19 protein-coding genes and 1 tRNA gene are annotated in these 25,317 nt (G+C 67.0%); 5 read left to right on the forward strand and 15 right to left on the reverse strand.

The genetic code is table 11. The features are described from left to right. Positions 1-214 precede the first annotated feature (214 nt). The 4 genes from AC4D6D_RS12835 to AC4D6D_RS12850 all read right to left on the reverse strand — a co-directional run bounded on the left by AC4D6D_RS12835 (position 215) and on the right by AC4D6D_RS12850 (position 3,434). The gene (locus AC4D6D_RS12835) at positions 215-1,036 is read right to left on the reverse strand and encodes a LexA family transcriptional regulator (protein ID WP_491325610.1); all 822 of its coding nucleotides are present in this window, start codon (positions 1,034-1,036) and stop codon (positions 215-217) included. Between the two features lie 16 nt (positions 1,037-1,052). Then, positions 1,053-2,288, reverse strand: coding sequence for a tyrosine-type recombinase/integrase (locus AC4D6D_RS12840; protein WP_491325611.1), 1,236 nt, complete (start codon positions 2,286-2,288; stop codon positions 1,053-1,055). A 158-nt stretch (positions 2,289-2,446) separates the two neighbouring features. Beyond that, a tRNA-Asn gene (locus AC4D6D_RS12845) sits at positions 2,447-2,521 on the reverse strand. Between the two features lie 133 nt (positions 2,522-2,654). After that, entirely contained in the window at positions 2,655-3,434 is a 780-nt protein-coding gene (locus tag AC4D6D_RS12850; RefSeq protein ID WP_147215605.1) for an NAD kinase, read from the reverse strand. A gap of 151 nt (positions 3,435-3,585) precedes the next feature. Between AC4D6D_RS12850 and AC4D6D_RS12855 the strand changes: the two genes are divergently transcribed. After that, entirely contained in the window at positions 3,586-4,929 is a 1,344-nt protein-coding gene (locus AC4D6D_RS12855; protein ID WP_491325612.1) for an EAL domain-containing protein, read from the forward strand. A 124-nt stretch (positions 4,930-5,053) separates the two neighbouring features. Here the strand turns inward: AC4D6D_RS12855 and secA are convergent, their stop codons facing one another. Both secA and AC4D6D_RS12865 read right to left on the reverse strand, forming a co-directional pair. Continuing rightward, positions 5,054-7,792: a preprotein translocase subunit SecA gene (gene secA, locus AC4D6D_RS12860; protein WP_491325613.1), complete on the reverse strand. Its 2,739-nt coding sequence runs from the start codon at positions 7,790-7,792 to the stop codon at positions 5,054-5,056. A gap of 103 nt (positions 7,793-7,895) precedes the next feature. Further along, positions 7,896-8,174: a hypothetical protein gene (locus AC4D6D_RS12865; protein WP_147215611.1), complete on the reverse strand. Its 279-nt coding sequence runs from the start codon at positions 8,172-8,174 to the stop codon at positions 7,896-7,898. A 138-nt stretch (positions 8,175-8,312) separates the two neighbouring features. On the opposite strand from AC4D6D_RS12865, the gene argJ reads away from it, so the two are divergent. From argJ to AC4D6D_RS12885, 4 genes are all read left to right on the forward strand, one after another. After that, on the forward strand, positions 8,313-9,539 hold the full coding sequence (argJ, locus tag AC4D6D_RS12870; RefSeq protein ID WP_491325614.1) for a bifunctional glutamate N-acetyltransferase/amino-acid acetyltransferase ArgJ: 1,227 nt from the start codon (positions 8,313-8,315) through the stop codon (positions 9,537-9,539). Between the two features lie 2 nt (positions 9,540-9,541). Further along, entirely contained in the window at positions 9,542-10,165 is a 624-nt protein-coding gene (locus tag AC4D6D_RS12875) for a glutathione S-transferase family protein (protein WP_491325615.1), read from the forward strand. Between the two features lie 23 nt (positions 10,166-10,188). Further along, on the forward strand, positions 10,189-11,001 hold the full coding sequence (locus tag AC4D6D_RS12880) for an inositol monophosphatase family protein (RefSeq protein WP_491325616.1): 813 nt from the start codon (positions 10,189-10,191) through the stop codon (positions 10,999-11,001). Positions 11,002-11,236: 235 nt separating this feature from the next. After that, positions 11,237-11,638 carry a hypothetical protein gene (locus tag AC4D6D_RS12885; protein WP_491325617.1) on the forward strand — a complete coding sequence of 134 codons (402 nt, stop codon included), beginning with the start codon at positions 11,237-11,239 and terminating at the stop codon, positions 11,636-11,638. A 15-nt stretch (positions 11,639-11,653) separates the two neighbouring features. Here AC4D6D_RS12885 and AC4D6D_RS12890 read toward each other — a convergent pair whose 3' ends face one another. From AC4D6D_RS12890 to AC4D6D_RS12930, 9 genes are all read right to left on the reverse strand, one after another. Next, the gene (locus tag AC4D6D_RS12890; RefSeq protein WP_491325618.1) at positions 11,654-12,757 is read right to left on the reverse strand and encodes a zinc-ribbon domain-containing protein; all 1,104 of its coding nucleotides are present in this window, start codon (positions 12,755-12,757) and stop codon (positions 11,654-11,656) included. Between the two features lie 76 nt (positions 12,758-12,833). After that, positions 12,834-13,616, reverse strand: coding sequence for a DUF4019 domain-containing protein (locus AC4D6D_RS12895; protein WP_491327246.1), 783 nt, complete (start codon positions 13,614-13,616; stop codon positions 12,834-12,836). Between the two features lie 150 nt (positions 13,617-13,766). Continuing rightward, a complete protein-coding gene (gene trxA / locus AC4D6D_RS12900) occupies positions 13,767-14,087 on the reverse strand; it encodes a thioredoxin (protein ID WP_147215623.1) in 321 nt (106 codons plus the stop codon). Between the two features lie 81 nt (positions 14,088-14,168). Next, positions 14,169-17,684: a double-strand break repair helicase AddA gene (gene addA / locus AC4D6D_RS12905; protein WP_491325619.1), complete on the reverse strand. Its 3,516-nt coding sequence runs from the start codon at positions 17,682-17,684 to the stop codon at positions 14,169-14,171. Next, entirely contained in the window at positions 17,681-20,707 is a 3,027-nt protein-coding gene (gene addB, locus AC4D6D_RS12910; protein ID WP_491325620.1) for a double-strand break repair protein AddB, read from the reverse strand. The genes addA and addB overlap by 4 nt, the downstream gene beginning before the upstream one ends. Then, the gene (locus AC4D6D_RS12915; RefSeq protein ID WP_491325621.1) at positions 20,700-21,437 is read right to left on the reverse strand and encodes a nucleotidyltransferase family protein; all 738 of its coding nucleotides are present in this window, start codon (positions 21,435-21,437) and stop codon (positions 20,700-20,702) included. Before AC4D6D_RS12915 ends, addB begins: the two co-directional genes overlap by 8 nt. Further along, positions 21,434-22,423: an aminoglycoside phosphotransferase family protein gene (locus AC4D6D_RS12920; RefSeq protein ID WP_491325622.1), complete on the reverse strand. Its 990-nt coding sequence runs from the start codon at positions 22,421-22,423 to the stop codon at positions 21,434-21,436. The genes AC4D6D_RS12915 and AC4D6D_RS12920 overlap by 4 nt, the downstream gene beginning before the upstream one ends. Then, a complete protein-coding gene (gene tsaE, locus AC4D6D_RS12925) occupies positions 22,420-22,881 on the reverse strand; it encodes a tRNA (adenosine(37)-N6)-threonylcarbamoyltransferase complex ATPase subunit type 1 TsaE (protein ID WP_491325623.1) in 462 nt (153 codons plus the stop codon). Before tsaE ends, AC4D6D_RS12920 begins: the two co-directional genes overlap by 4 nt. Next, on the reverse strand, positions 22,878-25,244 hold the full coding sequence (locus tag AC4D6D_RS12930) for a sensor histidine kinase (RefSeq protein WP_491325624.1): 2,367 nt from the start codon (positions 25,242-25,244) through the stop codon (positions 22,878-22,880). Before AC4D6D_RS12930 ends, tsaE begins: the two co-directional genes overlap by 4 nt. Positions 25,245-25,317 lie beyond the last annotated feature (73 nt).

Below are 25,317 nucleotides of genomic sequence, written 5' to 3' on the forward strand. Positions count from 1 at the left end.
CAGAGCAATCGAAGGGGCCGGGGCTACGATTCAGAATGGCACGGCCATTGCTCCCGGCCCCCTGGGACACCCTGGGCGGCGCAGCCGCCCTCACGCGCCGGTGCGTCCGGCGCTTCGTTTCTGGTCAGAACTGCCCTGAAGGCCTCGGGGGACGGAACAAACCGGGGCGAAGCCGGCTCCATAGGGCGCCGAAGCGCCCTATGTCCCTATCGGATTAGGATAATCCCCCGGTCTCTCCGATTGTGGAAGATTCGCCCTTGCGGAAATCGCGCGCGTCGAGCGAAGCCGCGAGACGCCGCAGCGTCTCGCCCAGGAGGCGATCGCCGCTCCAGGTCGCGTTGTGGCGCTCCTCGGCCGTCAGGGATGCGAGCATCGCCTCGTAGGCTTCCTGCTGCTGTTTGCGGCGATCTTGCTCGCATTGCGAGGCTGGCGCGCTCTTGAAGAGCGATCGCAGCCAGTCCTTCATCTCAGTTGGAACGAGCAACGCATATGCGTTCTGTATCTGTTCCACCTGCTGACCACCCGGCTCCGGGTTGTCGAGCGGGCGGGACCGGCGCATCCAGTGCAGAAAGCCCTCTTTGCGCAATCTGCAAAGTGCCACGTGCACGGCACCATACGATCGCCCGACGCCATCAGCGATCGTTTGGATCGCCGGCTCAAGCCGGCCGGTAGAGAAATCGACGAGCTCGTAAAGGAACTCGAGCACTTCGATGCCGATCTCACCGAGCACGCCGTTGCGGGCGCCCGGCTCCTTCTCACGGCGCTTGAGCCGCGTTCTGTATTCGAGCGCCTTGGCCGCCTTCAGCAACGCGCCGACCCAGCGCTTGCCACCGCGTGGCGTGCCGTCGTGGATCGGCTTCCAGACGCGATCCTCGATCGTGCCCTCGGTGTAGGAGTTCCGCCAGACCTTCTCACCGCTGCGCGGGCTGTCGCCGCGCTCCAGGAGGGCGCGTGTCTTTCGGCCGAGGGCCGCCTTCGTAACCTTTGCCGCGATCAGGCCGAAAGGCGAGGCGTCGGTGTATGTGGCGGCCGTCATGCGCGGCCGCCCTTCGTCAGCGCCGAGGACCTATCAGCAAGGTCTCGGGATGATGCACTCCATCCAGAAGCAGATCTGCCCACTCCTGCGCTAGTTGCCGGCGCCGCGGCATGTACGCCGCGCGGTTGTAATGCGCCTCGACGCCCTCCGGCTGGTGAGCCAACATAAGGTCGATGATCGCCCGGTCGCCTGGTCGATCGAGATCCATCGCGCGCTCGTTCATGATGGTCGAGAACGACGATCGCCAGCCATGCGGAACATGCCGACCTGCAAAGCCGGAGCGCCGATATGCGCTGCTCAGCGCATTCTCGCTGATCGGCAAGTGCGACTTCGAAGCCGATGCGAAAACGTACTTCCGATTGCCGGTCATCTGGCGAACGGCAAGAATCGTCTCGACCGCTTGCCGCGATAGCGGCAACACGAACTCGAAGGCCGCTTGCTCGCTCTCCTCGCGCTCCAGCTTCATCTTCTCCGCCGGTACCCGCCAGATCGGCGAAGGCCCGTCCAGGCTCTCGAACTCGTGATGCTCGACGAATCGAATCATCCCCGGTCGAGCCGCTGTTAGCGCCAGGAGCCGCGACGCGAGCTTCACCGTTGGGAAGCCAGGCTCGCTCTCGACCTTCAGCAGACATTGCCGAGCTGACCGCAGGTCCAGTAACGCCGGATGTTTGCGCTTCACGATCGGCTTCAGCGCCTTGGACAGGGAGGCTGCAGGATCGGTCCTGATCAACTCCGCGACCACGGCCGTCTGAAAGATAGCTGAGAGCCTGGACCTGATTCGGTGCGCGGCTTCCGTCGCGCCGCGATCCTGAATCTCGGTCAGCAGCTCGAGGACGTCCGCCGCGCTGATCTGATCCAGTGGGCGCTCGCCGAGCGCCGGATAGACCTCCTTCTCCAGGCTCTGCTCGACGTCCTTGGCATGTTTCGGTTTCCAGACGTCCGCCTGCAGCGCCATCCAACGCAAAGCCATCTGCCGCATTGTTGGCACCGCCTCGGCTACCTTCACAGCTCCGGGGTCGAGGCCATCGCGTAGCGTGCGCCGCGCTTCGTCGCGCCGATCGCGCGCTTCCTTCAGCGACACCTCCGGCCAAGGGCCAAAGGTGATTCGCTTTTCCTTGCCCGCGAATCGGTATTTGTAACGCCAGCTCTTGAAGCCGGTCGTCGTGACGTAGAGGTGTAAGCCCTTCTCGTCGGTCAGCTTGTACGCTTTTTCTTTCGCAGCGGCCTTGCGGCACTGCAACTCGGTCAACATCGGGTGCCCCCACTTCCGAAAACCGGTGCCCCAAGAATGCCCCCGCTATGCGTGAGCTTCCATGAGAACGGTTGATCTTGGTTGAGCACCCGGTAGGGCCAAAAAGCTCGACATTACAAGGCTTGTGAGCCTGCTGGAGCTTCCTTGAGAAAGGAAAGTGGCTCCCCGAGTAGGATTCGAACCTACGGCCATTCGATTAACAGTCGAATGCTCTACCGCTGAGCTATCGGGGAGCAGCCTGTCAGTGTTTCCACCGCCGGGCAGGAGTGCGCCTATAAAAGGGGTCCTCAGGGTTGGCAAGCACTCTGTCATGAAAATGATGCAAAAACTTTTCCACAGGGCAAAGTCTTCGCATGGCGCCTTTCCTCAGACCTGGAACTGCTCGGCGAAGATGCGCTCCTCCAGGGTGAAGCCCGGATCGAACAACAGGGTCAGTTCCTTCTCGGCATTGGCGACGATGCGCACGGTCTTCACATCGCGCACTTCCTTCTGGTCGGCCACGGCGGCGACCGGACGCTTGCCCGGCTCGCGGATGCGGAATTCGACTTCGGCGCTCTCGGGCAGGATCGCCCCCTTCCAGCGGCGCGGACGAAACGGGCTGAGCGGGGTCAGCGCCAGCATCCGTGAGCCCAGCGGCAGGATCGGCCCATTGGCAGAAAGGTTGTAGGCGGTGGAGCCGACCGGCGTAGCCACGAGCACGCCGTCGCCCACCAGTTCCTCCATCCGCACCTTGCCGTTGATCGTCACTTCCAGCTTGGCGGTCTGGCGCGTCTCGCGCAGCAGCGAGACTTCGTTGATCGCATAGTAGACGAAACTGCGCCCGTCGTGGCTGGTCGCGTGCATCTGGAGCGGACGCACCGGCACCGGATGCGCCTCTGCAATCCGTTCGGCGATGGGAACGCCGTCGTGCGGTCCGTTCATCAGGAAGCCCACGGTGCCGAGGTTCATGCCGTAGACCGGCTTGATCGCGTCCCGGTCCAGCATCTCGTGCAGGATGTGCAGCAGGAAGCCGTCCCCGCCGACCACGACGAGCACATCGGCCTCGGCGGGATCGACCCAATCGTGGGCCTTGCGCAGGTCCGCCGCGCCGCACTGCGCCTTGGCGCTGTCGGAAACGATCAGGCCCAGCTTGGGTTCGTCAGTCATTGCAATTCCCGGTGCGAAGAGGTGCGAACGCCCGCTCGGCGTTCATCTGGGAACAATTCATGAGATCCCGTCTCATTTTGAAGCCCTTTTCATGCCGCGGACCTTTCGAATTTTGCATCGTTTGGCAAGGCCTTTGGCTATAGCAAAGGCGATGGGCGAACGACGCAAAGGTTTGCCGCGGGAACATGCCCGCGGGCTGGAAGACAGACTGACCGGAATTCCCGGCCTCGACGCCGTGCGCGAACGCATTGCCGGATGGCGCAGCGATGCCGAGAGCGCCCCGCAGCATGCCCATGTCCACGCAATGCTGGTCTCCCTGCGGCGGCTCGACACGATCAACATGGCCTATGGCGCGGAAGCCGGCGACGGCGCGCTGGAGGAAGTGGCCGGACGCATCGCCCATTTCGCGGGCGAGGAACTCGACGGCCCCTGGCTGGTGGCACGCGCGGGCGGCGGTTCCTTCGTGCTGGTCGCCAACGAGGCCTGCAGCCGCGAGCGGTGGCACCTCGTGGCCGACCAGCTTGCCGACTTCATTTCCCGCCCGATCGCCCTGCCCACCGGCGTGCTGCGCCTGTCGCCCCGCATCGCCCTGATTCGCGCACTCACCGGCGAGAGCGTCGATTCGATGCTCGACAGGCTCGGCCATGCCCTGGTCGATCTGCAGGACCAGTCCGCCACCCGCCTGGGCTGGGCGGACGGCGAAGTCACGGTGCCGGGCCGCTCCGCCGCGCAACTCGAAGCCGACCTGCTCGGCGCCATCGACCGCGACGAGATCGAGATCCTGTTCCAGCCGCAGTTCAGCCTCACCGACGATTCGCTTACCGGCGCGGAGGCGCTTGCCCGCTGGAACCACCCGGTGCTCGGCCGCATCGGCGCGGGTGCCCTCTTCGCCATCGCCGAGCGCGCCGACCATATCGGGCCACTCTCCCGCCATATCGCCGCCAAGGCCATGGCCGCGGCGGGCCAGTGGCCGGGCGACTTGCGCCTCTCGATCAACGTCACCCCGGCCGATCTCGCCTTCGGCACTTACGTGCGCCAGATGCTGGACCTCGTGCGCGAGAGCGGCTTCCCGCCGCGCCGGTTGACGCTGGAGATCACCGAGCAGTCGCTGATCAGCGACATCAGCCAGACCGCGCAGATGATGGCGGAATTCTCCTCGCAGGGCATCCGCATCGCCCTCGACGACTTCGGCGCGGGGTTCTGCAACTTCCGTTATCTCAAGGTCCTGCCGATCCACTATCTGAAGCTGGACCGGACGATGATCGAAGGCGTCGCCACCGACCGCCGCGACGTGGCGGTGCTGCGCGCGATCGTCGCGATGGCGCGGGCGCTGGATCTTGAAGTCATTGCCGAGGGCATCGAGGAAGAAGCCCAGCGCAACGTCGCCGCGCGTGAGGGCTGCGCCTATTATCAGGGCTTCCTGAGGGCGCAGCCGATGTCGGCAGCTATGTTCGCCAAGCTGGCGCGAGTCGGTGGCAAGAAGCCTGCGGGCTGAAGGAAAAACTTCCGCTTCCCTTCTCAAAAAGCAAAACGGGCGCTTGCGGGAGAACCGCAAGCGCCCGTTTTGCTTTGCCATCGGCCCCGAGAAAACCGGAACCGATGGCCTATCCGATGCCACGTTACGCCAGAGCGCCGTGGCAGTGCTTGTACTTCTGCCCCGAACCGCAAGGGCACGGTGCATTGCGGCTGATCGGCAGGTCGGCATAGGGATTCTCACCCGAGGCCCCCGCGCCGACGGCAGCCTGCGGGCTACCCGCAAGTGTGCCGAACAGTTCCGGCATGAAGGCCGAACCGTCGCCGTCGTTGGAGTTGTCGAGGCCGGTCAGCGGATCGATATGGCCGGTCAGGAAGTCCGGCAGCTCGGGCAGGCCGACCGGATCGGGCATGCGCAGTTCGCTGACCGAGAGGATGCGCGTCACGTCCTCGCGGATCTGGTCGAGCAGGCGCTCGAACAGACTGAAGGCCTCTGTCTTGTACTCGTTGATCGGGGTCTTCTGGGCATAGGCGCGCAGGAACACCACCTGACGCAGCGCGTCGAGGGTGGAGAGGTGCTCCTTCCAGTAGTGGTCGAGGCGATCGAGCAGGATCGACTTCTCGACCTGGCGCCAGATCGCCGGATCGTCCTGCGCCATCTTCGCGTTCATGTGCTCGGCGGCCATGGCGGCGATGCGTTCCTCGACGAGTTCGGGATCGATCCCGTTCTCCTCGATCCAGGCCTCCAGCGGCACATCGACGGCAAGGATGTCCAGCGCCTTGGCCTTGAGGCCCTCGATATCCCAGTGTTCGGGGTAGGAGCCGGCCGGGCAGGCATCGGCGACGAGCGCATTGACGGTGTCGTTGCGCATGTCGACGACGACTTCATCGACCGTTTCCGAATCCATGATGTCGGCGCGCTGCTCGTAGATGACCTTGCGCTGGTCGTTCATCACGTCATCGTATTCGACGACCTGCTTGCGCACTTCGTAGTTGCGGGCCTCGACCTTCTTCTGTGCGGTCTCGATGGCCTTCGACAGCCACTTGGAACCGATCGCCTCGCCGTCGGCCAGGTTGCTGTTCATCATCTTGGCGAAGAGCGTGTCCGGGCCGAAGATGCGCAGGAGGTCGTCCTCCAGGCAGAGGTAGAACTTCGACAGGCCGGGGTCGCCCTGACGGCCCGAACGGCCGCGCAGCTGGTTGTCGATGCGGCGGCTTTCATGGCGCTCGGTGCCGATCACGCAGAGGCCGCCCGCTTCGAGCACGAGGCGCTTCTGCTCGGCGACTTCCGCCTTGATGCGGGCAATCGCCTCGTCACGCTCCGGCCCTTCGGGCAGCTCGCTCAGTTCGTCCTCGACGCGGAACTCGACATTGCCGCCGAGCTGGATGTCGGTACCGCGACCGGCCATGTTGGTGGCGATCGTCACGGCGCCCAGCGAGCCGGCCTGCGCGACGATATGGGCTTCCATCTCGTGGAAGCGCGCGTTCAGCACCGAGTGCTTGACGCCCTCCTTGTTGAGGAAGTCCGAAAGCAGTTCCGACTTCTCGATCGAGACGGTGCCGACCAGCACCGGCTGGCCGATCTCGTGCTTCGAGCGGATCAGCTTGGCGATGGCGCCGAACTTGTCGTGGGTGTTCTTGTAGAACTCGTCTTCCTCGTCGATGCGCTGGATCGGCACGTTGGTCGGGATGGTGACGACGTTCATCTTGTAGATGTCGTAGAACTCCGGCGCCTCGGTGGCGGCGGTGCCGGTCATGCCCGAAAGCTTCGGATACATGCGGAAGTAATTCTGGAAGGTGATCGAGGCGAGCGTCTGGTTCTCCGGCTCGATCCTGACGCCTTCCTTGGCCTCGACCGCCTGGTGCAGGCCGTTCGACCAGCGGCGACCGTCCATCATGCGGCCGGTGAACTCGTCGATGATGACGACCTTGCCGTCCTTGACGATGTAGTCGATGTCGCGCTTGAACATGACCACGCCCTTGAGGCTCTGGTCGAGGTGGTGGACCACCTGGGTGTTCTCGACGTCATAGAGGTTGGAACCGACCAGCAGACCGGCGGCTTCAAGCATGCGCTCGGCCTTTTCGACACCGTCCTCGGTCAGGCTGATGTTCTTGGTCTTCTCGTCCATCTCGTAGTCTTCGGGGACGAACTGCTTAACGACCGCGTCGACCTGCATATAGAGTTCCGACTTGTCGTCGGTCGGACCCGAGATGATGAGCGGGGTGCGCGCTTCGTCGATCAGGATCGAGTCGACTTCGTCGACGATCGCGAAGTTGAAGGGGCGCTGCACCATCTGGCTGCGCTCGTGCTTCATGTTGTCGCGCAGGTAATCGAAGCCGAATTCGTTGTTGGTGCCGTAGGTGATGTCGGCGCCATAGGCTTCGCGGCGTTCCCATTCGTTGAGATTGGGGACGATCACGCCGATGGTGAGGCCGAGGAAGTTGTGCAGCTTGCCCATCTGCTCGGCGTCGCGGCGGGCGAGGTAGTCGTTGACGGTGACGACGTGAACGCCCTTGCCCTCGATGGCGTTGAGGTAAGTGGCGGTGGTCGCCACCAGCGTCTTGCCCTCACCCGTGCGCATTTCCGCGATCTCGCCGCGGTGGAGCACCATGCCGCCAATCAGCTGCACGTCGAAGTGGCGCATGCCGAACACGCGCTTCGAGGCTTCGCGCACGGTGGCGAAAGCTTCGGGCAGGATCTGGTCGAGCGTGCTGCCATTGGCCAGCAGTTCGCGGAACTTGGGCGTCTGCGCGGCGAGTTCCTCGTCGCTCATGACTTCGAGCACGGGTTCGAAGGCGGCGATCTGGGCAACGATCTTGTCGAGCGACTTGACGTAACGTTCGTTTGACGAACCGAAAATGGACTTGGCGATGGCGCCGAACATGGCGGAAATCCCTGTTTTTCGTGAATGCGTATGTCGGATATGCGCGCCTGCGATACGCGCAGGCACGGGAAATGTTTCGCGAAAGAGCGAATCGTCGGCGCGCTTACTCGCGCGCGCGGTCTATTCCGGTGAGAACAGCGGGTATCGCCAGCGAATCCGGCGTCTCCACGAGCGACGGCGCCTGCCGCCGGACGGAGCGGAACCCCGGCTCGGGCAATTGCGCCAGCGCTACCGGCGCGCGCGGCGCCTTGGCGGCGACGGCGGCCTCGTTCAGCACCACCTGCAGGCTGGCCACCTGCGATGCACGCGCGTCGGCAGGGCCGATCTGCGCGGCAAGACCCGTGAGAAGGGCCAGCAGGGTGAGTAGCAGGCGGTTGGCCATGGCGGATCAGATAGGGGGCGGCGGATGAATAGTCCACAACCCATATAGATCGCCGGGCCATGTAAATCACCGGAGATCACGGTCCACGGGCGCCACGCGGACGCTTGACCTGCCGCACCCACGCGCTACCCACCCGCCATGGCCTATCCCACCTCCCCGCTCGCCTCGCCCTTCCCCGCCATGCCGCCGATCGCCGGTGTCACCCCGCACGTCGTGCGCGCCGGGTACAAGGACTGGGGCCGATGCGACCTGACGTACGTGGAACTGGACGAAGGCACCGCCGTCGCGGGCGTATTCACGAAAAACCTGTGCTGCTCCAGCGAAGTCGAGCTGGGCCGCGACAACGTGCAGCAGGGCCATGCCCGCGCGCTCGTCGTCAACGCGGGCAATTCCAACGCCTTCACCGGCTACCGGGGCCGCGAGGCCGTCGAGCAGATCATGGACCAGGTCGCCGCCCATATCGGCTGCCCGCGCGAACAGGTCTTCGTCTCCTCCACCGGCGTGATCGGCGTGCCGCTGCCCAAGGACAAGGCGCGCGAAGGCGTGGAGAAGGCCCTCACCGCAGAGCCCTGCTCGTGGGAAGAGGTCGCCAATACCATTTCCACCACCGATACCTTCGCAAAGGGCGCGACGGCCACCGCGATGATCGGCGACACCAAGGTCACCCTCGCCGCCGTCATTAAGGGTTCCGGCATGATCGCGCCGGACATGGCGACGATGCTCGGTTACATCTTCACCGACGCCGCAGTGGAGCCTGCCTTCCTCCAGGAATGCCTCTCCGCCGCAAACTTCCGCACTTTCTCGTGCATCACCGTCGATTCGGACACCTCGACCAGCGACACCGTGCTCGCCTTCGCCACCGGCAAGGCGGGCAATGCGCCGCTCTCCTCGATCGCCTCGCCCGGCGCCCACGCCTTTGCCGCCGCGATCCATGACGTCTGCCGCCAGCTCGCCCACCTCGTCGTGCGTGACGGCGAAGGCGCGCAGAAGTTCATCGAAGTGGCCGTCTCCGGCGCCGTTTCCGACGAGAGCGCCCGCAAGGTCGGCATGGCCATCGCCAACTCGCCGCTGGTGAAGACCGCCATCGCCGGTGAGGATGCCAACTGGGGCCGCGTCGTCATGGCCGTGGGCAAGGCGGGCGAACCGGCAGACCGCGACAAGCTCTCCATCGGCTTCGGCGGCACCTGGGCCGCGCGCGAGGGCCTGCCGCTCGCCGACTATGACGAGGCCCCGGTCGCCGCGCACCTCAAGGGGCAGGACGTCCGCATCGAAGTTGACCTCGGCCTCGGCGAAGGCGCCGCCACCGTGTGGACCTGCGACCTGACCCACGGCTACATCTCGATCAACGCCGATTACCGGAGCTGACGATGGCCAGTCCGCAGTTCACCATCTGGGGGCGCCTCAACTCCCACAACGTCAAGAAGGTCGCCTGGTTCGCCGAGGAACTCGGGCTGAACTACGTCCGCCACGATATCGGCGGGAAGTTCGGCTATACCGAGGAATACCTCGCCAAGAACCCGAACCGGCTGGTTCCGATGATCGAGGACGGCAAGCTCGTCCTCTGGGAATCGAACGCGATCCTGCGCTACATGGCGGCCGAATACGGCGGCGAGCGCTGGTTCCAGCGCGATCCCATCGACCGGGCGCTGGCCGACCGCTGGATGGACTGGCAGATCACTTACGCAGACGCCCAGCGCCTGCCCTTCCTTTCGATGGCCCGCACCCCGCAGAGCGAGTGGGACATGCCCGCCATTGAGCGCGACGTGAAAGCCTGCGCCGCCCACCTCGCCGTGCTGGAGCGCTATCTCGGCGAGAAGCCCTGGCTCTCCGGCGGAGAGTTCGGCGTGGGCGACATCCCCATGGGCGTCTATGCCTATACCTGGTTCAGCCTGCCTTTCGAAAAGCCCGAGTTCCCCGCCGTGGCCGAATGGTATGCCCGCATCCGTGAGCGCAAGGGCTATGCCCAGCAGGTCATGATCCCGCTCACGTGATCCTCCATACGAAAGCCTCCCGCATGATCACCCCTTCGCTCAACGCCGCAGTCGAAACGATCATGCGCGAGGTCTCTCGCGATGTGATCCTGCCGCACTACCAGTCGCTGTCGAGCGAACAGATCGTCAGCAAGGCGGTGAACGACGTCGTCACCGTGGCCGACCGCGAGAGCGAGGCGATCCTCACCGAACGCCTCACCGCCCTGCTCCCCGAGGCCGCTGTCGTCGGTGAGGAAGCCACTTTCGCCGACGAGAACGAGCTGCTGAAGCTCAAGGACCATCTCTGCTGGATCGTCGACCCGCTCGACGGCACCAACAACTTCGCCTCGGGCAAGCCCCCCTTCGGCATGCTGATCGCGCTGGCCGACAAGGGCGAGACGCTGGGCGGCTGGATTCTCGACTGCCTGACCGGCCGCTTCTGCCGCGCCGCGCTGAACGGCGGCGCCTGGGTGGACGGCGAGCGCCTCACCGCCCGCGCCACCGGAGAAACGCCGCCCGTCGCCGCGATCTCGCTGATCTTCACCGAGGAAGCCCGCCGCGAACGCCTGCGCAGCGAAGTCGCCCCGCACTATCGCATGGTCGACATCCCCCGCTGCGCCGCCGAGCAATACCCCCGCCTCGCGCTTGGCCAGAACGACGTGGCGGTGTTCGAGCGCACCCTGCCCTGGGATCACGCGGCAGGCGCCCTCTTTCTCAACGAAGCGGGCGGTAAGTGCGCCCGCCCCGACGGCAGCACCTATCGGGTCGACGAAATCGACCGCAAGGGGCTGATCGGGGCCGCCTCGCCGGCGCTGTTCGAAGACCTTGCCGCGCGCCTCTCCGCGCTGGAGGACTGACGCTTTCCGCACAAGGTGACACTCAGGTTGACACAGTTGACACGGTCCTGAGAGGAAAAAACCGCCACCTTGCGCCTCCCCGCGACAGGAGGTGGTTTCGCCAAAAAGTTTCGAAAGATATCGCACCCGGCGATGATGGCAGACCGGCGCGATGTAGGAAAACGCGCGCCGCCCTGCCTGCCGCCCGGTCGCATAACGGCTTGATCTCCCGCGCCTCCCGGTGCCAAGTAGCGTCATGCAAGCCCATACCCGCGCCCTTGTCGCCGCAGCCGCCTTCGCTTTCGTCACCGGCAAGAAAGTCGCCGGTCTCTACGACCATGCCGCAAAGGCGGACCGGCGCATCGCCGCCGAAGCCCGTGGAAACGCCTTGCAGGGCTTCGACGGCGATCTCGTCGCGAAGTTCGGCGGCAATCTCCCCGAAATCCTCGATGCAGGCAACGCCAGCCACATCTCGTTCGAAATCGACGGGACGAGCGTGAAAGGCTACGACCGCTTGTCCGCGACTTTCTACGAGGCCCGCGTCGGCGAAGGCCTCGTGCAGGTCTTCGATCACGGCGAGGCCGCCTGGTTCACTTACGACATCCAGGATGCCGAAGCGGCCCAGAGCTATCACCGGAGCACGGAAGCGGGCCTTTAACCCGCCGATTTCACGTCAGATGCCGCAGATCAGCTGGCTCTTTCCGCGCATCTGCTTGTCCTCCTGCGTCGCCGAAATCGACGAGGACACCGGGGTATCGTCGGAAACGAGGAAGCTGCCGTCCTTGTCGAGACGGAAGCCCAGCTTGCGGAACACCGCTTCCACGCGGGCAGGAGAATCGACGAAGGCCACCCCGTGCCATTCGTAGCCGCTCACCACGTAGCTCACCTTGAGCCCCCGGAACGTCTTGTTGACGGGATAGATATATTCCTCGGCGGACTCGTCATCCGTCGTCGGCCAGAGCTTCGAGGCTTTCTCGAAGTAGGGGGCCAGTTCCGCCCCGAATTCGCAGCTGCTCGGCTCGAATTCAATCAGCCCGTTCGCCGCCGCCCACTTGGCGGTTGAAGGCTGGGTCGGGCAGGCGTCCTTCGCCGCATAGCCGACGCCTCCGCCCGGCAGTGCCAGTTCGACGGCGCCCTTCGCGGTAATGCCGACGATCCGCACCGGCGACCCAGCCGCGACTTCCCCCTTCTCCTTCGCCCCCGCCGCTTCGGATTCGCGGATCGAACAGGGCGCGGTGGTCACGCGGTCGCTGCCGTCGATTTCGGCGAGGCGCGGCGGCGCGTTCGACGACAGATTGACGAGGTTCACATAGGCCCCGCCCTCGTCGAGCTTCAGCCAGCGACCGCCCTGCGTGCCGTCGACGAGCACGCCGCGCACCGCCTGCCCGCGCTCGATCCGGCCGACGACCTGCGATCCGTCCTCGCTCGGCGCATCGCGCAGATCGCTCTCGACCGCGACATGATAGTCGAGCGATTTCGGCGTGTCCGGCACCGCCGTTTCATCGGCAACCGGCGCTTCGGTGGCGATGGACGGGCCGGTGGTTTCCCGCCCCAGCCAGAGCCCGCCGACGATAGCCAGCGCCAGCACCCCGGCGCCCGCAATCAGCGGCACCTTGTTGCGAGCCACAAACGAAGCGCGCGGCGTCGCCGAATCGTGCACCGGAGGTGCGGGCGGCGTCTCCTGCGGAACCTCCGCCGTCACGGCCTGACCACAGTCCTGACAGAAACGCGCGCCCTCTCCGAGAGCCGCTCCACAATGCTGGCAATAGTTACGCATGCCGCTGCGATAATTCGAAACAAATCCCGCCCGCAAGTGACTGTTTCTGTTATCCCGGCTTCTGTCTGCGCGGGACCTATTCGATCGTAACGCCCGCGACGCGCCAGTTGCCGTTTTCGCGCGAGAGCGAGACCGTCTCCACGGCGTCGGCCTTGTTGGCGAAACTGGTGCGGAATTTCACCACTTCATAGCCGTAAGGCGGCGCGGGAAGGTTCTCCTGACGGAGAAATGTCCGCGAAACCACCGGTCCCAGCGGTACGCGCACTTTATCGTTGGTCGCGGCCCAGACCTGCAAGCTATTCAGCTTCCGGAAGGCCGAGCCGGTTTCCTTGTAGCTCTCCTCCCAACGGCCCTGATCGATCAGAGTCAGCCATCCGCGAGCAACCTGCTGCACTTCCGAACCGGCAGACTCGTCCGAAGAGGTCGGCGCGGAGGGAGATGTCGGCGTGACTTGCGAGAGGGCGGCCAGCGCGACAAGACCAAGGGCAATCGACATGAGCAATACTCCGGTAAGGATCCGGGGGCGGCCCTGTGCTCGCCCCGCACCGACGATCGGCGCTCCTGTCGAATCCCCTTTCAGCGGGGCCGCGTCTTCCCCGATTTCCGTGTCCTCCAAGGAATTGGTGGACGAAGCCTGCCGGTCTTCGCCTTCCGCATCCAGCAGGAGGCGCGCCGCCTCGCGGCTGCTCGACACCGCCATCTTGCGCCGTGCCTCGCGCAGGCGCTCGTTGATCGTATGCACGGAAAGATCCAGAGACCGCGCAGTCGACTTGGCATCGTGGCCGCGCACGATCAGGCGAAGGGTCTGCTTCTCCTTTTCGGTAAGCCCCCAGAGACTGTCGTTCACCGGCATGTTCATACCCATCCGGGCTAAGTTCGGCCCGCCGCCTTTGCTACCCCAAAAAATCTGTACCCGGACTGCTCCAGCCGCTCTGAAAAAGCAAAACCCCTCCCGCCTCGCGGCGGAAGGGGTTTTTCATTTCCAGCCCGAAAGCGGAAAAACGAAGCGTCAGAGTTCGCCTTCGATCCAGCCCTTCAGCGCGCTCTTGGGCGCGGCGCCGAGCTTCTGGGCGACCGGCTTGCCGTCCTTGAACAGCACCATCAGCGGGATCGACTTCACGCCGATCTCGGCGGGAATGCCGGTGTTGGCCATGATGTCCATCTTGGCGATGGTGACCTGGTCGGACAGCTCTTCGCTGATCTCTTCCAGAGCCGGGCCGATCATCTTGCAGGGGCCGCACCAGTCGGCCCAGAAATCGACAAGCACCGGCTTGTCGGACTTCAGAACGTCCGCTTCGAAGCTGGCGTCGGTAACAGCGATAGTCGCCATGAATTGAAACTCCTCGGGTATCTCGGTTGAACGCAATCTAGGGACGAATTGCCCGGAGGCAACGCCTGCCTCGGCATAGGTTTACTGGGCCGGGGAAAAGTCCGGCTTGTGAGCAGCCAGCACTTCGGCGGGCACCGCGATCAGGCGCGGTACCGTGGTGTAGAGCAGCGCCACTTCCACCGCGCGGCCCGGAAACGCCACTTCCAGCGCGGCGGCATAGGCGCCCATCTGGCGCAGCACACCGCGCGGCACCTGTTCCAGACGCTCGGGCGGACGGCGCGCGGTCTTGTAGTCGACCAGGCGCACGCGCTCCGGCTCCACCACCAGACGGTCGATCGTGCCCGCCACCACCTGCCCGCCGACGACCGCCGCCACCGGCACTTCGGCCAGGCTGTCCGGGCCGAACAGTTCCGCCCATGCGGGATTGCCCAGCACCGCCATCGCGCTGGCCAGCATGGCCTCGCGCGCGTCCTCCGGCAGGTCGGCGGCATTGCGGGCGAGCCATTGCCAGCCTGCTTCCTCGCGCAAGTCCGCCGCGACTTGCGGCAGGCGTTCGAGCAGCTTGTGGACGAGCGTGCCGCGCCGCAGGGCATCGCGCCCGGCGCCCGGCGGGAACGGCGGATCGGGGGCATCGTCCTCGCCCAGCGCCGAGGGCGCGAGCGGGCGCGGCGGGCGCGGTTCGGCGGGCGGCGCGCGCTCCAGCCAGCGCGGCAGCGGCTCGCGGAACGGCAGTTCGACCGAGCGCACTTCGGCAGGCAGCGGCGCGGGCACCGGGCCGTTCTCGCAGCGCGTGCCCCAGATCGCGTCCTCGACGTCGGCCTCCGCCGGGAACAGCGCGCGCAAACTGGCGTACCAGCTCTTTTCCGCCGGGCCATCCCGGTCGCGCCGCCCGAGCGCGCCGCCGACGAACAGCGCTTCCTCGGCGCGGGTCATGGCGACGTAGAGCAGGCGCCAGTGCTCCTGCTCGTCGCCCTCGCGGTTGGCGGCGATCTGCGCGGCGATGCGGCCGACTTTCTCATCCTTCGACAGCGGCGGCAGCGGCACTTTGCGGCGTTCCTCGCGCGGATCGGCGAGATCGAAGCCCCGGTCGCGCGCGGCTTCCGGATTGCCGGTGGCGTCGGCAAGAATGACGATCGGCGCCTGAAGCCCCTTCGAGCCATGGACCGTCATCACCCGGACGAGACCCGATGCGGCATCCGCCTCGCGCTTCAGCTCGCCGTCGCCTGCGTCGAACCAGGCGAGGAAGCCCGCCAGGCTCGGCGTATCGGTGGCGACATAGGCCTGCGCGGCGTTGACCAGTTCGTCGATCGGATCGTTCGCCTCGCTGCCGAGCCGCGCCACCAGCTTGCGCCGCCCCTGCCACGGGCCGACCAGCAGCCAGTGCAGCATGTCCTGCGGCGGCGTGAAGTCCGCGCGCCCCAGCAGGTCGATGAGCTGCGCCAGCGCCGCGCCGATCTCCGGTCCGGACTGGGTGCGCAGATGCTCCCAGAGGCGCCGGTTTTTGTCGCGGTAGCCGAAGCGCAACAATTGCTCCTGGCTCCAGCCCACCAGCGGCGAGACCAGCAGCGCGGCGAGGTTGAGATCGTCGAGCGGCTGCACTGCAAAGCGCAGCGCCGCGATCAGGTCCTTCACCGCCAGCGGCGCGCCGAGGCGCAGGCGGTCGACGCCCGCCACCGGAACCCCCGCCGCATGAAGCCGCGCGACGATCAGCCCGGCGAGTTCCTTGCGCTGGCGCACCAGCACCATGATGTCGCCCGCACCTGCGCGGCGCTGCCTGCCCTTGCTGAGCGTGAACCCCGGCCCCGAGGGATCGAGCCATTCGCGCACCTGCTGGGCGATGCGCTCGGCCATCTGGCGGTCGGGGCGGGAGAGCCAGTTGGGCTGCTGGCCGTCATTGTCGTCGCCGTCTTCGAGCGGCTCGTCGTCGTCCTCGCCGATCTGTTCGGAGACCGGCTTCCACAAGGCGACATAGCCGGGGCGTTCCTGCCCGACATGGCGCTCGGCAGGCCGGTCGAGGCCGAAGCGGGCATGGCCGATCCCGGCGATGGCCTCGTCGACGAAATCGAGCACCGGCTGCGCGGTGCGGAAGCTGCGGTCCAGCCCCAATTCAACCAGCGGGCGCGCGGCCACTTCGCTGCGCAGCATTTCGGCGTTTTCGGCGGCGTCCTGCATCCGGGCGCGCACGCGGTCGGCGGCGCGGCGGAAGTTCTCGGGGCTGGTGCCCTGGAAACGGAAGATCGCCTGCTTGTAGTCGCCCACCACGAAGAGGGTGCGCAAGAGGCTTTGGGGATGGCCTTCGCGCTGCCCCTCTCCCGCCCAGAATTCCTCGGCCATGGCGAAGACGATGTCCCACTGCGCGGCGTTGGTGTCCTGCGCCTCGTCGACGAGGATGTGATCGAAGCGGCGGTCGAGCTTGTAACGGATCCAGTCGGCGGAAGCCTGACCGCGCAGCAGGTCGGCGGCGCGGCGGATCTGGTCGTCGAAGTCGATCAGCCCCTCGCGCTGCTTCGCCTCGTCCCAGGCAAGCGCGAAAGCGCGGCCGAGGCGCAAGGCGGGCACCAGCCTGTCCGCCAGCCCCAGCAGCGCTTTGGTCTCACGGATTCGCGCAAGGCTCTCGCCGACGCGCAAGGCATAGCCTTCGTAGTCGGGATCGCGCTTGGAGAGGTGGTTGAGGCTGCGGACGCTGTCGTCCTTGGTGAAGAGCGCGGCATGGAGATCGTCGATCCCCTCGGCGCGCTTCGCCGCACTCCAGGTCAGCCACGGCACCAGAACGTCGGTGGCCTTGTGCGCGGTGGCGGTGTTCCACTCGGCCAGCACTTCGCAGCACTTGCGCAGCGAACGCACGTCGAAGGCATCGTCCCCGCACATTTCCGCGAGCAGTTCGTCGTCCGCCTCGGCGGGAAGGCCGAGCAGGCGCAGCACATGGCTGCGGATATCGCCCGCCTGCCACGAGCCGGGCCCGAACCACGCCTCGCGCGCACCGGCACAGCGCAGCAGGAAATCGACGACCGAGTCCGGTCCGTGGCGAAGCGAAAGCTGGGCGATGGCGCCGAGCAGTTGCGGGCCGTCGAAAGCATCGGTCTCGGCGGCGACCAGCAGATCCGCGAGCACCTGCCGCGCCAGCAGCGCGCGTTCGCGGTCCTCCATCGGCCGGGTGCCGGGCACGAGCTGCGCTTCGAGCGGGAAAGTCGCCAGCAGCCACTGCGAGAAGGCGTGGATCGTGTCGATGCGCAGGCCGCCGCCCGGACTGTCGAGCACGGCGGCGAACAGCGTGCGGGCGCGGTCCATCGTCGCGGGATCGGTCGGCGCGCCGATGGCTTCGAGGCGCAGGAACAGCTGCGTCTCTTCCAGACGCACCCATTCGGCCAGCGTGCCGTTGATGCGCGCGGCCATTTCCGTCGCGCCTGCCTTGGTGAAAGTAAGGCACAATACCTGCGAAGGCTCGACGCCTTCCTGCAACAGCAGGCGCAGCACGCGCGAGGAGAGCACCTGCGTCTTGCCGGTCCCCGCCGAGGCCGAGAGCCACACGGTATCGCGCGGATTCACCGCCAGCATCTGGTTGCCGTACAGCGGATGGACGACGGCGGGACCGCTCATGCTTCGTCCTCCCCGCCCGCCCGTTCGCCGCCCGCTTGTTCTCTGGCGCCAAGCGAGGTGATCCATTCGTCGAGACGCATCAGCTGGTCATAGTCCGCATAAGAACCGAGTTCGGGATTGAGCCGCGCGGTGAACGGCTCGGTGCCGAGAATCCAGCGGTCGAGCGCGTCGTTCAGATAGCGCTCGGTCTCGGGCAGGAAGTCGTCCGGCTCGATCCCGGAGCGGCGCTTGCCGACCTTGAGCGGCGTCGTCGCATAGCCGATGCGGTTCTTGTCCTTGGCCATCGACCAGTATTCGAATTCGCTGGCCTCGCCCGCGATCTCGCGGTCCTGCATATCCTTGAAACCGCCCGCCTGCGCGATCAGCGCGATGAGGCCGAGTTGCAGCGCGAAGCCTTCCTCCACCCGGCGCGGCGTGGGCGGCGAGCCGGTCTTGTAGTCGACCACCGCCAGCGAACCGTCGGGCAGCCGGTCGATGCGGTCGGCGCGGCCGTGGATGCGGATGTCGCGGTAGCGCATGTCGCCCCAGGCCTCGCTGGCGACGACCTTGCGGCCCGCCGTCTTGTGCGCGAGCACGAGGTCGCGGAAGGTATCGAGCGCGGCGGAAAGACGCGGCCACCAGAGCGCGCGCATCAGCGGATGGGCGTTCTTCTCGATCAGCACCGCCTGCGCGATGGCATGGAGGCCGTCCACCGGCTCGCCCGCCTTGTGCCAGTCCTCCAGGATCTTGTGCGCGACTTCGCCCTTCCACGCGGCGCTCGGCTCGGCATCGAGCGCGTCGAGCTTGCGCAGGCGCAGCACGGCATTGGCATAGAATTCGTAAGGATCGCCGCGCAGGCGGTCCAGCCCGGTCACGGCCAGATCGACGCGGCGCTGCTCCGCCGAGGGCATGGGCTGCGGGCGCGGATGGCCTGCGACCGGCGGCGCGTCGTCAAGCATGCGCGCCAGACGCAGGGCCTCGCTCTCGATATGGCGCTTCACTTCGTCGCCGAGCAGCGCCTTGATGCGCAGCACGAAGCGCGAAGGGATCACCGGACCGCCCGCATCGCGCAAGGCCCAGCTCAGCACGACTTCCGGCGCGCCGAGCGCAGCGGCAAGGTCATGCGCGGCAAGACCGATGCGGAAGTCCGCCCCCGGCACGCCCAGCGCGCGCAGCACCGCAGGCGGCAGCAGCGCATCCTGCGAAGGCGAGGCAGGCCAGACGCCCTCGACGAGACCGCCGCAGATCACGAGATCGGCACGGCTCATCCGCGCTTCGAGCAGGCCGTAGATCGAGACGCGCGGATGGCCGCCCCAGGGCGGGCGCACGGAGACGCGGTCCATCGCATCGCGCAGCATGGCGTGAAGCTCGCGCGGGTCGAACAGCGTGCCCGCCGAGCCTGCCGCCGCGCGCAGTTCCTCGACCATCATGCTGAGGCTACGGCCATCGGCCTGCGCCCAGATCGCCTCCCCGCAAAGCGCTTCGGCGGCATCGACCAGCGTACCGAGCATCGCTTCCAGCGGCTGGCCTTCCTGAAGCGCGAAGAGCGGCGCCAGCACCGCCTCGACTTCGCCCCACCACTCGCCCAGCTTTGCCTGCTCCGCGAGATCGGCCAGCGCCGACAGCCCCGCGCCGGGACGCGGCCCGCGCAAGGCTAGATCGAGCTTGCGGGCGGATTCCAGCCAGCGCGCGCGGCCTTCTCCGCCGCCTGCCAGCGGGTGGACCAGCAGCGCGATCAGCGGCACCGGCGCGGCCTGCTCGGCCAAGACTTCGGCCAGCAGCAGCAGGAGCCGCCCCGCCGCCGTCTGCGCCAGAGGGCGGCCTGCCGTGTCGTCCGCCTCGATCCCCCAGCGCGTCAGGTGCGCGACCACGCGGCCCGCCAGCCCGCGATCCGGGGTGATGAGCGCGACGCGGCGCTCGGGCACTTCCAGCGCCTCGCGGATCAGCACGGCGATGGCCTGCGCTTCCTGCTCCGGATGGGTGCTTTCCATCAGCCGCACGCCGGAAAGGCGGCGCTTCTCGGCAGGCAGGCCGACCCATGCCGCCGAAGCGCGCGGCGGCAGGAACAGGTTTGAGATCACCGTGCTGCGCTCGGCAGGCGAGGCGCCATAGCCGGAGCGATGCCAGGGCGAGACTTCCTCGCGGGCGATGCCCATCCGGTTCAGCAGCAGCTTGAGATGGTACTGCGGATGCGTCACCGCGTCGCCCCGGCCGAACGGCGGCTCCTCCGGGTTCTCGGGCTTTCCGGCAATGCCGAGTTCGTCCCACACCTCGCCAGGGAGCGCCAGATCGAAGTCCGGCAGGACCACCGAGCCGCCCGGCAATTCGCTGACCACGCGCAGCAATTTCGCCAGCGCGGGCGAAGCGCTGGTCACGCCTGCCGCGACCACGGGATAGGCTGGCGGTGCGGCGCGCCATTCCTCGGCGGCATGTTCGAACAGACGGTTGCGGCGCTCCGGCGCGTCGATCTCGCCGCGTTCGGCGAGTTCCGCGATCCAGTATTGCTGCACCTTGAGGAACGTGCGGGTATTGTCGGTCCAGTGCCCGGCAAGGTCGCCGACGATGCCGATCACCCGCTCGCTCATCAGGTCGAGCGGGGCGATGCCTTCGACCAGCAAGCGGTCCATCGTGCGGCCCAGTTCCCAGGCGCGGCGCAGCAGGGCCGCGCCCTTCCCGGCCTCGGCGCCCTCGACTTCGCGCAAGTAATGGGCGAGCCGCAGCCAGCGCCGGGTCGCATCGGCGGCGGGCGGAATGTCGGCGGCGCCGAGCGGATCGAGCAGCGGCCCGAGCGTCTCGTCAAGATCGAGATCGCCGACCACGACCATGCGCGGCAGCAACATGCCGGGCCTGTCGGTCGTGCCCGAATGGCGCACGAAAGCCTCGGTGACGGTGCGGACCGCTCGGCGGCTCGGCAGCAGCAGGGTCAGCCGGGCGAGGCCGAGTTCGCCTTCGGAATAGCGCGGCACCAGCCCTGCCACGAGGGCGTCGGCAAAACCACGGTGCGCAGCAATGGAATAGACTTTGGGCCCGCCTTTTTCAGGCACGGGTCAGCCATTCCTCGGTCGGCTTGATGGCGCCCGGCTCGCCGACTTCGAACCACAGGCCGGTATGGGAAATGCCGAAGACGCGGCCTTCCTCGATGGCGCGATTCCACAGCACGTTCGTGGAAAACGGCCCTTCCGGCGCGTCACGGAGCAGCCGCTTCGACACGATCTGGATGCCCGAATAGATGAACGGCGCAACCCGGCCCGGCTTGCGACGCGAGATGCGGCCCACCGGGTCGAGGTGGAAGTCCCCCTCGCCGCGATAGTTCATCGCGCGCGGGTGCGAGACCAGCAGCAGCAGCGCGTCCATCCGCTCCTCGTCCCAGGCGCGCGAGAGTTCGTGGAACACGTCCTCCGGACCATCGAGCCAGATATTGTCGCTGTTGAGGCAGAAGAAGGTCTCGGGCAGCAACGGCGCCGCCTTGACCATGCCGCCGCCGGTTTCAAGCAGCTGCGCGCGCTCGTCCGAAACGGTGACGTGCGGCCCCTTGCGGCGCGCCTTGAAGTGCCCCTCCAGCGCATCGGCCAGATAGTGGACATTGACCACCGCCTTCTCGACCCCCGCCGCGTCGAGCTTGTCGAGCGCGTGGTCGATCAGCGACTTGCCCGCCACCCGCACCAGCGGCTTGGGCTGCGTGGCGGTGAGCGGGCGCATGCGCTTGCCGAGACCGGCGGAGAGCACCATGGCCGTGTCGCTGGCCAGCTTCACCCCGTTCACGGCCCCGCTCATACGGCGTAGCTCCCGCCGTTGGCGTCGCGCAGATGGGCGGGGATATTGGCATCGAACCAGCGTGCCACCGGCTCCAGCGCCGGATGGGCGAGGTCGCGCTCCAGCATGGCCCAGACGCGCGGGATCAGGTCGAGATAGCGCGGCTTGCCGTCACGCCGCCAGAGGCGCACGAAAATGCCGATGATCTTGGTGTTCCGCTGCGCGCCGAGGCGGGCATAGTCGGCCAGGAACGTCTCGGGATCGACGCCGGTGATCTGGAGGTAGTGGTCGAACATCTCCGCTTCCAGTTCGGGCGAGACGTCGCGGCGGGCGTCCTGAAGCAGCGAGACCAGATCGTAGGCCGGGTGGCCGATCAGCGCGTCCTGGAAGTCGAGCAGGCCCTGCTTTTCCAGCGCGCCGAGCAGCATGATGTTCTCGGCATGATAGTCGCGCAGCACGGTCACGCCGGGGCGCTGGCGCGGGAGCAGGCCGCTGAGCACGGTTTCCCAGGCGGCGACGAAACCTGCGGTGTCCACCCGCAGGTTCTGCGCGGCGCAGTACCAGTCGACGAAGAGGCGGACCTCGCGCTGGTATTCGCTCATCGAATAGTCGAGGAAAGGCCCCGGCGGCAGTTCGCGCAGCTGCGCCAGAACGTCCACCGCGCCCTTGTAGACAGCCGATTCGTCGTCCGGCCACTGGTCGAGATAGTCGCGCATGCGCGCATGGCCGAAGTCCTCGATGAGCACGAAGCCGCGCTCCGCCCAGTCCGACAGGATACGCGGCGCCCGCAGCCCGTTGGCATCGAGCCAGCGCGCGGCGCGCAGGAACGGCGTCGGGTCCTCATTGGGCGGCGGCGCGTCCATCAGCATCGCCGTCTCGCCATCCGCGCGGGTCACGCGGAAGTAGCGGCGGAACGAGGCGTCGCCCGCAAGCGGTTCGACATGGGCACCCGCCCAGCCGGCCTGGGCAAGGAAGGGTTCGAGATCGGCGGGAAGATTCGTGCTCATTTCGGTTCCCGCCCTAACCAATCGGTGCCCGGCTCGACAATGGCGATCCGCCCCTCATCCGCAACTTCCAGCGTAATTGAAAGGCAGCCCGGCTCATGCGCGAAGCCTCCGGCATGATCGGGCCACTCGGCTAGCAGCGCGGCACCCTGCCGGTAATCGTCGAGACCGATCTCGTCGGCTTCCGAGGGGTCCTTGAGGCGGTAGAAGTCGGCATGGACCAGCGGCAGGCGCACGCCCGGCGCGCCGGAAAGTGGCGGATCGTAGACTTCGATGATCGCGAAGCTGGGCGACGGTACTTCGCCCTCGTGCCCCAGCCCAGCGATGATCGCGCGGGCGAGCGTGGTCTTGCCCGCGCCGAGGCCGCCGGTCAGGGCCACCACGTCGTCGGGGCGCAATCGGTCGGCGATGGCGCGGCCGAAGCGCTCCATCGCGGCGAGATCGGGCAATGCAATCTTCACGGAAGCTCCACCAGAGCGCTGGTGCCCTTGCCGGGCTCGGAAACGAGGCGCAGCGCGCCGCCATGGGCCTCGACAAGCTGGCGCGCGAGCGGCAGGCCGAGGCCCTGGCTGCGCTCCACCGACTTGCCGTCGGCGCTGGTCTTCATGCCGTCGAGCGCGAGGGCGACGCTGCGACTATCCATGCCCGCGCCCTGATCCTGCACGAGAATCTGGAGCCACTCCCCCTCGCCCGACCTGCGGCGGCCAAGCTGCACGAGGATGTGCTCGCCCCGCGGCGAGGCGGCAATGGCATTGTCGACGAGATGGCCGAGCGCGCGCGCCAGCCGCTTGCGGTCGCCGGAGATCGGGCGCAGCAGGCCGCTGGCCTGAAGATCGAGCACGAGGCCCGCCTTCTGCAGCCGCGCGGCGCGTTCCTCGACCACCGAGCGCACGAAGGGCATCGGATCGATCTCTTCCTTCTTGAGCGGCAGCAGCCCCGCCTCGCTCTGCGAGAGGTCCAGCAGGCTGTCGATATGATCGCCAAGCTGTTCCACCGAGGTAAGGATCGCGCCGACATAGTCGTGCCCGCTCTCGGAGAGGTCACCGCCGACGCCCGCTTCCAGCAGTTCCGCAAAGCCGCCGATCGAGGTCAGCGGCGTGCGCAATTCGTAGCTCATCTTGGCGAGGAAGCGCGTCTTGATCGTATCCGCCTCGATCAGCGCGGCATTGCTTTCGCGCAGGGCCGCCTCGGCCTTCTGCGAATCGGTGATGTCGAGCACCGCCAGCAGCCCGTTGCCGTCCGGCAGCGGCACCCCTGCGAATTCCAGCATGCGGCCATCGGCCAGCGCGATACGGCCGCCCTTCTGCGCGCGGTCGAGCGTGGCGGTGCGCACCACGCCGCCGACCATGTCCGCCTCGACCGGGTGCTTAAGGCGCGGCGCGATCTTCTTGAGCAGGTCCTGCATGTGCGGATGGGTGTCGAGGAAGTCGCTGTCCAGCCCCCAGTCGGCGGCGAAACGGCGGTTCCAGATCTGCAAACGACCGTCCGGCGCGAAGACCGCTATCGATTCGAACAGGCTGTCGAACGTCGCCGTTCGCGTACGCAGCAGGGTGTCACGCACGGCGGAGAGGCGCAGCTGCTCGGTGCGATCCTCGGCGATCAGCATCAGGCCGCCGTCCGGCACCGGCTGGGCGACGATGCGCAGGTGCGTGCCGTCCGCCAGGGTCCAGGCTTCCTCGCTAGCCTCGCCGCTGGCGAACCACGCCGCCTTCTCGCGCCGCCAGGCCGGGAAGTCCCGCGCCTCGGGCACGCGACCGGCATCGCGCGCGGCATCGAGCAGGCGCTCGAAGGCAGGCAGGTCCTGCATGGCGGCGGTCGAGAACTTGAACAGACGCTGGAACGGCTGGTTGGCGAACGTCAGGCGCTTCTTCGCATCGAACTGGGCGACGCCCGCCGAAAGCTGGTCGAGCAGCCCGCGCTGCGCCTCGCGGAACGCGCGGAACGAGCGCGACATTTCCTCAAGGTCCTCGATATCGACGGCATAGCCCGCCACCCCGTCCTCGCCGAGCGGCAGGTCGCTGACCCGCATCGCCCGGCGCTGGCCGTTGATCGTAGTCGAGACGATGCGCTGGATCGGCGCCCCCTTGTCGGCGGCGGCGCGCGCCACCTGGGCAGGCGTCAGGCCGTCCGCACTCTCGATCAGTTCGGTGCCGCTGGCGACCACGGCCTTCGCGCTGTCCCCGCCGACGGCGGCGACATAGGCCGAGTTCACCAGTTGCAGTTCGCCGTCCGGACGGCGGAACCACATGGGCATCGGCGCCGCCTCGATCAGCGAGACGAGCGCGGTGAAATCCCCCCGCGCCCGCGAGGCTTCGTCGCGCAGACGGGTAAGTTCGGTCTCGCTGTCGGAAAAGTCGAAGACCCAGACCATCGCAGCCCCGCCGGGCGATATCTGAGGATCGGCCAGATGCCCACGCAGCGCCAGCGAGCGGGTCGAGCCGCGCGGCGTCAGCACCATGCGGAACGGCGCGGCGGTTTTCTGGGTGCGGCGCACCGCCTCGGTCAGTTCTTCCAGCTTTGCGGTGGGCAGGCCGCGTTCGCCCCCAAGTTCGCCGGTGTCGAGTTCGGACAGGAACTGCGGCACCCCGTCCAGCCCCAGCCACTGCGCGAGGCGCGGACTGGCCTCGATTCGCCCGTCCGAGCGCACGAGCAGCGGCAGCGCGGGCGATTCCTCGACCATGCGGCCGAGCCTGCGGGCCGAGCGAAGCTGGCCTTCCGCGCGCTTCTGGCGGCTGCGCGCGGTAAGCACGGCCCAGGCCGCCGCCAGCATCCAGGCAGCGAGTAGCAGGCCGATCAGGAGGGGTACGAGGCGATCCTGGTCCATTCACCCACGGCTATGAAATGGCGGGCCGATAAACACAATGGGGAGAGCGCCACGATTGCAGCACTCTCCCCAT

It is taken from the genome of Novosphingobium sp. BF6 (assembly GCF_058273105.1).

Coding starts and splice junctions, on each gene's coding strand:
- AC4D6D_RS12840 (WP_491325611.1), bottom strand. CDS start 2,288: ATGTTGACCGAGTTGCAGTGCCGCAAGGCCGCTGCGAAAGAAAAAGCG.
- AC4D6D_RS12920 (WP_491325622.1), bottom strand. CDS start 22,423: ATGAGCACGAATCTTCCCGCCGATCTCGAACCCTTCCTTGCCCAGGCC.
- AC4D6D_RS12875 (WP_491325615.1), top strand. CDS start 9,542: ATGGCCAGTCCGCAGTTCACCATCTGGGGGCGCCTCAACTCCCACAAC.
- trxA (WP_147215623.1), bottom strand. CDS start 14,087: ATGGCGACTATCGCTGTTACCGACGCCAGCTTCGAAGCGGACGTTCTG.
- secA (WP_491325613.1), bottom strand. CDS start 7,792: ATGTTCGGCGCCATCGCCAAGTCCATTTTCGGTTCGTCAAACGAACGT.
- AC4D6D_RS12895 (WP_491327246.1), bottom strand. CDS start 13,616: ATGAACATGCCGGTGAACGACAGTCTCTGGGGGCTTACCGAAAAGGAG.
- AC4D6D_RS12915 (WP_491325621.1), bottom strand. CDS start 21,437: ATGAGCGGGGCCGTGAACGGGGTGAAGCTGGCCAGCGACACGGCCATG.
- AC4D6D_RS12835 (WP_491325610.1), bottom strand. CDS start 1,036: ATGACGGCCGCCACATACACCGACGCCTCGCCTTTCGGCCTGATCGCG.
- AC4D6D_RS12930 (WP_491325624.1), bottom strand. CDS start 25,244: ATGGACCAGGATCGCCTCGTACCCCTCCTGATCGGCCTGCTACTCGCT.
- AC4D6D_RS12885 (WP_491325617.1), top strand. CDS start 11,237: ATGCAAGCCCATACCCGCGCCCTTGTCGCCGCAGCCGCCTTCGCTTTC.
- AC4D6D_RS12865 (WP_147215611.1), bottom strand. CDS start 8,174: ATGGCCAACCGCCTGCTACTCACCCTGCTGGCCCTTCTCACGGGTCTT.
- AC4D6D_RS12880 (WP_491325616.1), top strand. CDS start 10,189: ATGATCACCCCTTCGCTCAACGCCGCAGTCGAAACGATCATGCGCGAG.
- AC4D6D_RS12850 (WP_147215605.1), bottom strand. CDS start 3,434: ATGACTGACGAACCCAAGCTGGGCCTGATCGTTTCCGACAGCGCCAAG.
- argJ (WP_491325614.1), top strand. CDS start 8,313: ATGGCCTATCCCACCTCCCCGCTCGCCTCGCCCTTCCCCGCCATGCCG.
- AC4D6D_RS12855 (WP_491325612.1), top strand. CDS start 3,586: ATGGGCGAACGACGCAAAGGTTTGCCGCGGGAACATGCCCGCGGGCTG.
- addA (WP_491325619.1), bottom strand. CDS start 17,684: ATGAGCGGTCCCGCCGTCGTCCATCCGCTGTACGGCAACCAGATGCTG.
- AC4D6D_RS12890 (WP_491325618.1), bottom strand. CDS start 12,757: ATGCGTAACTATTGCCAGCATTGTGGAGCGGCTCTCGGAGAGGGCGCG.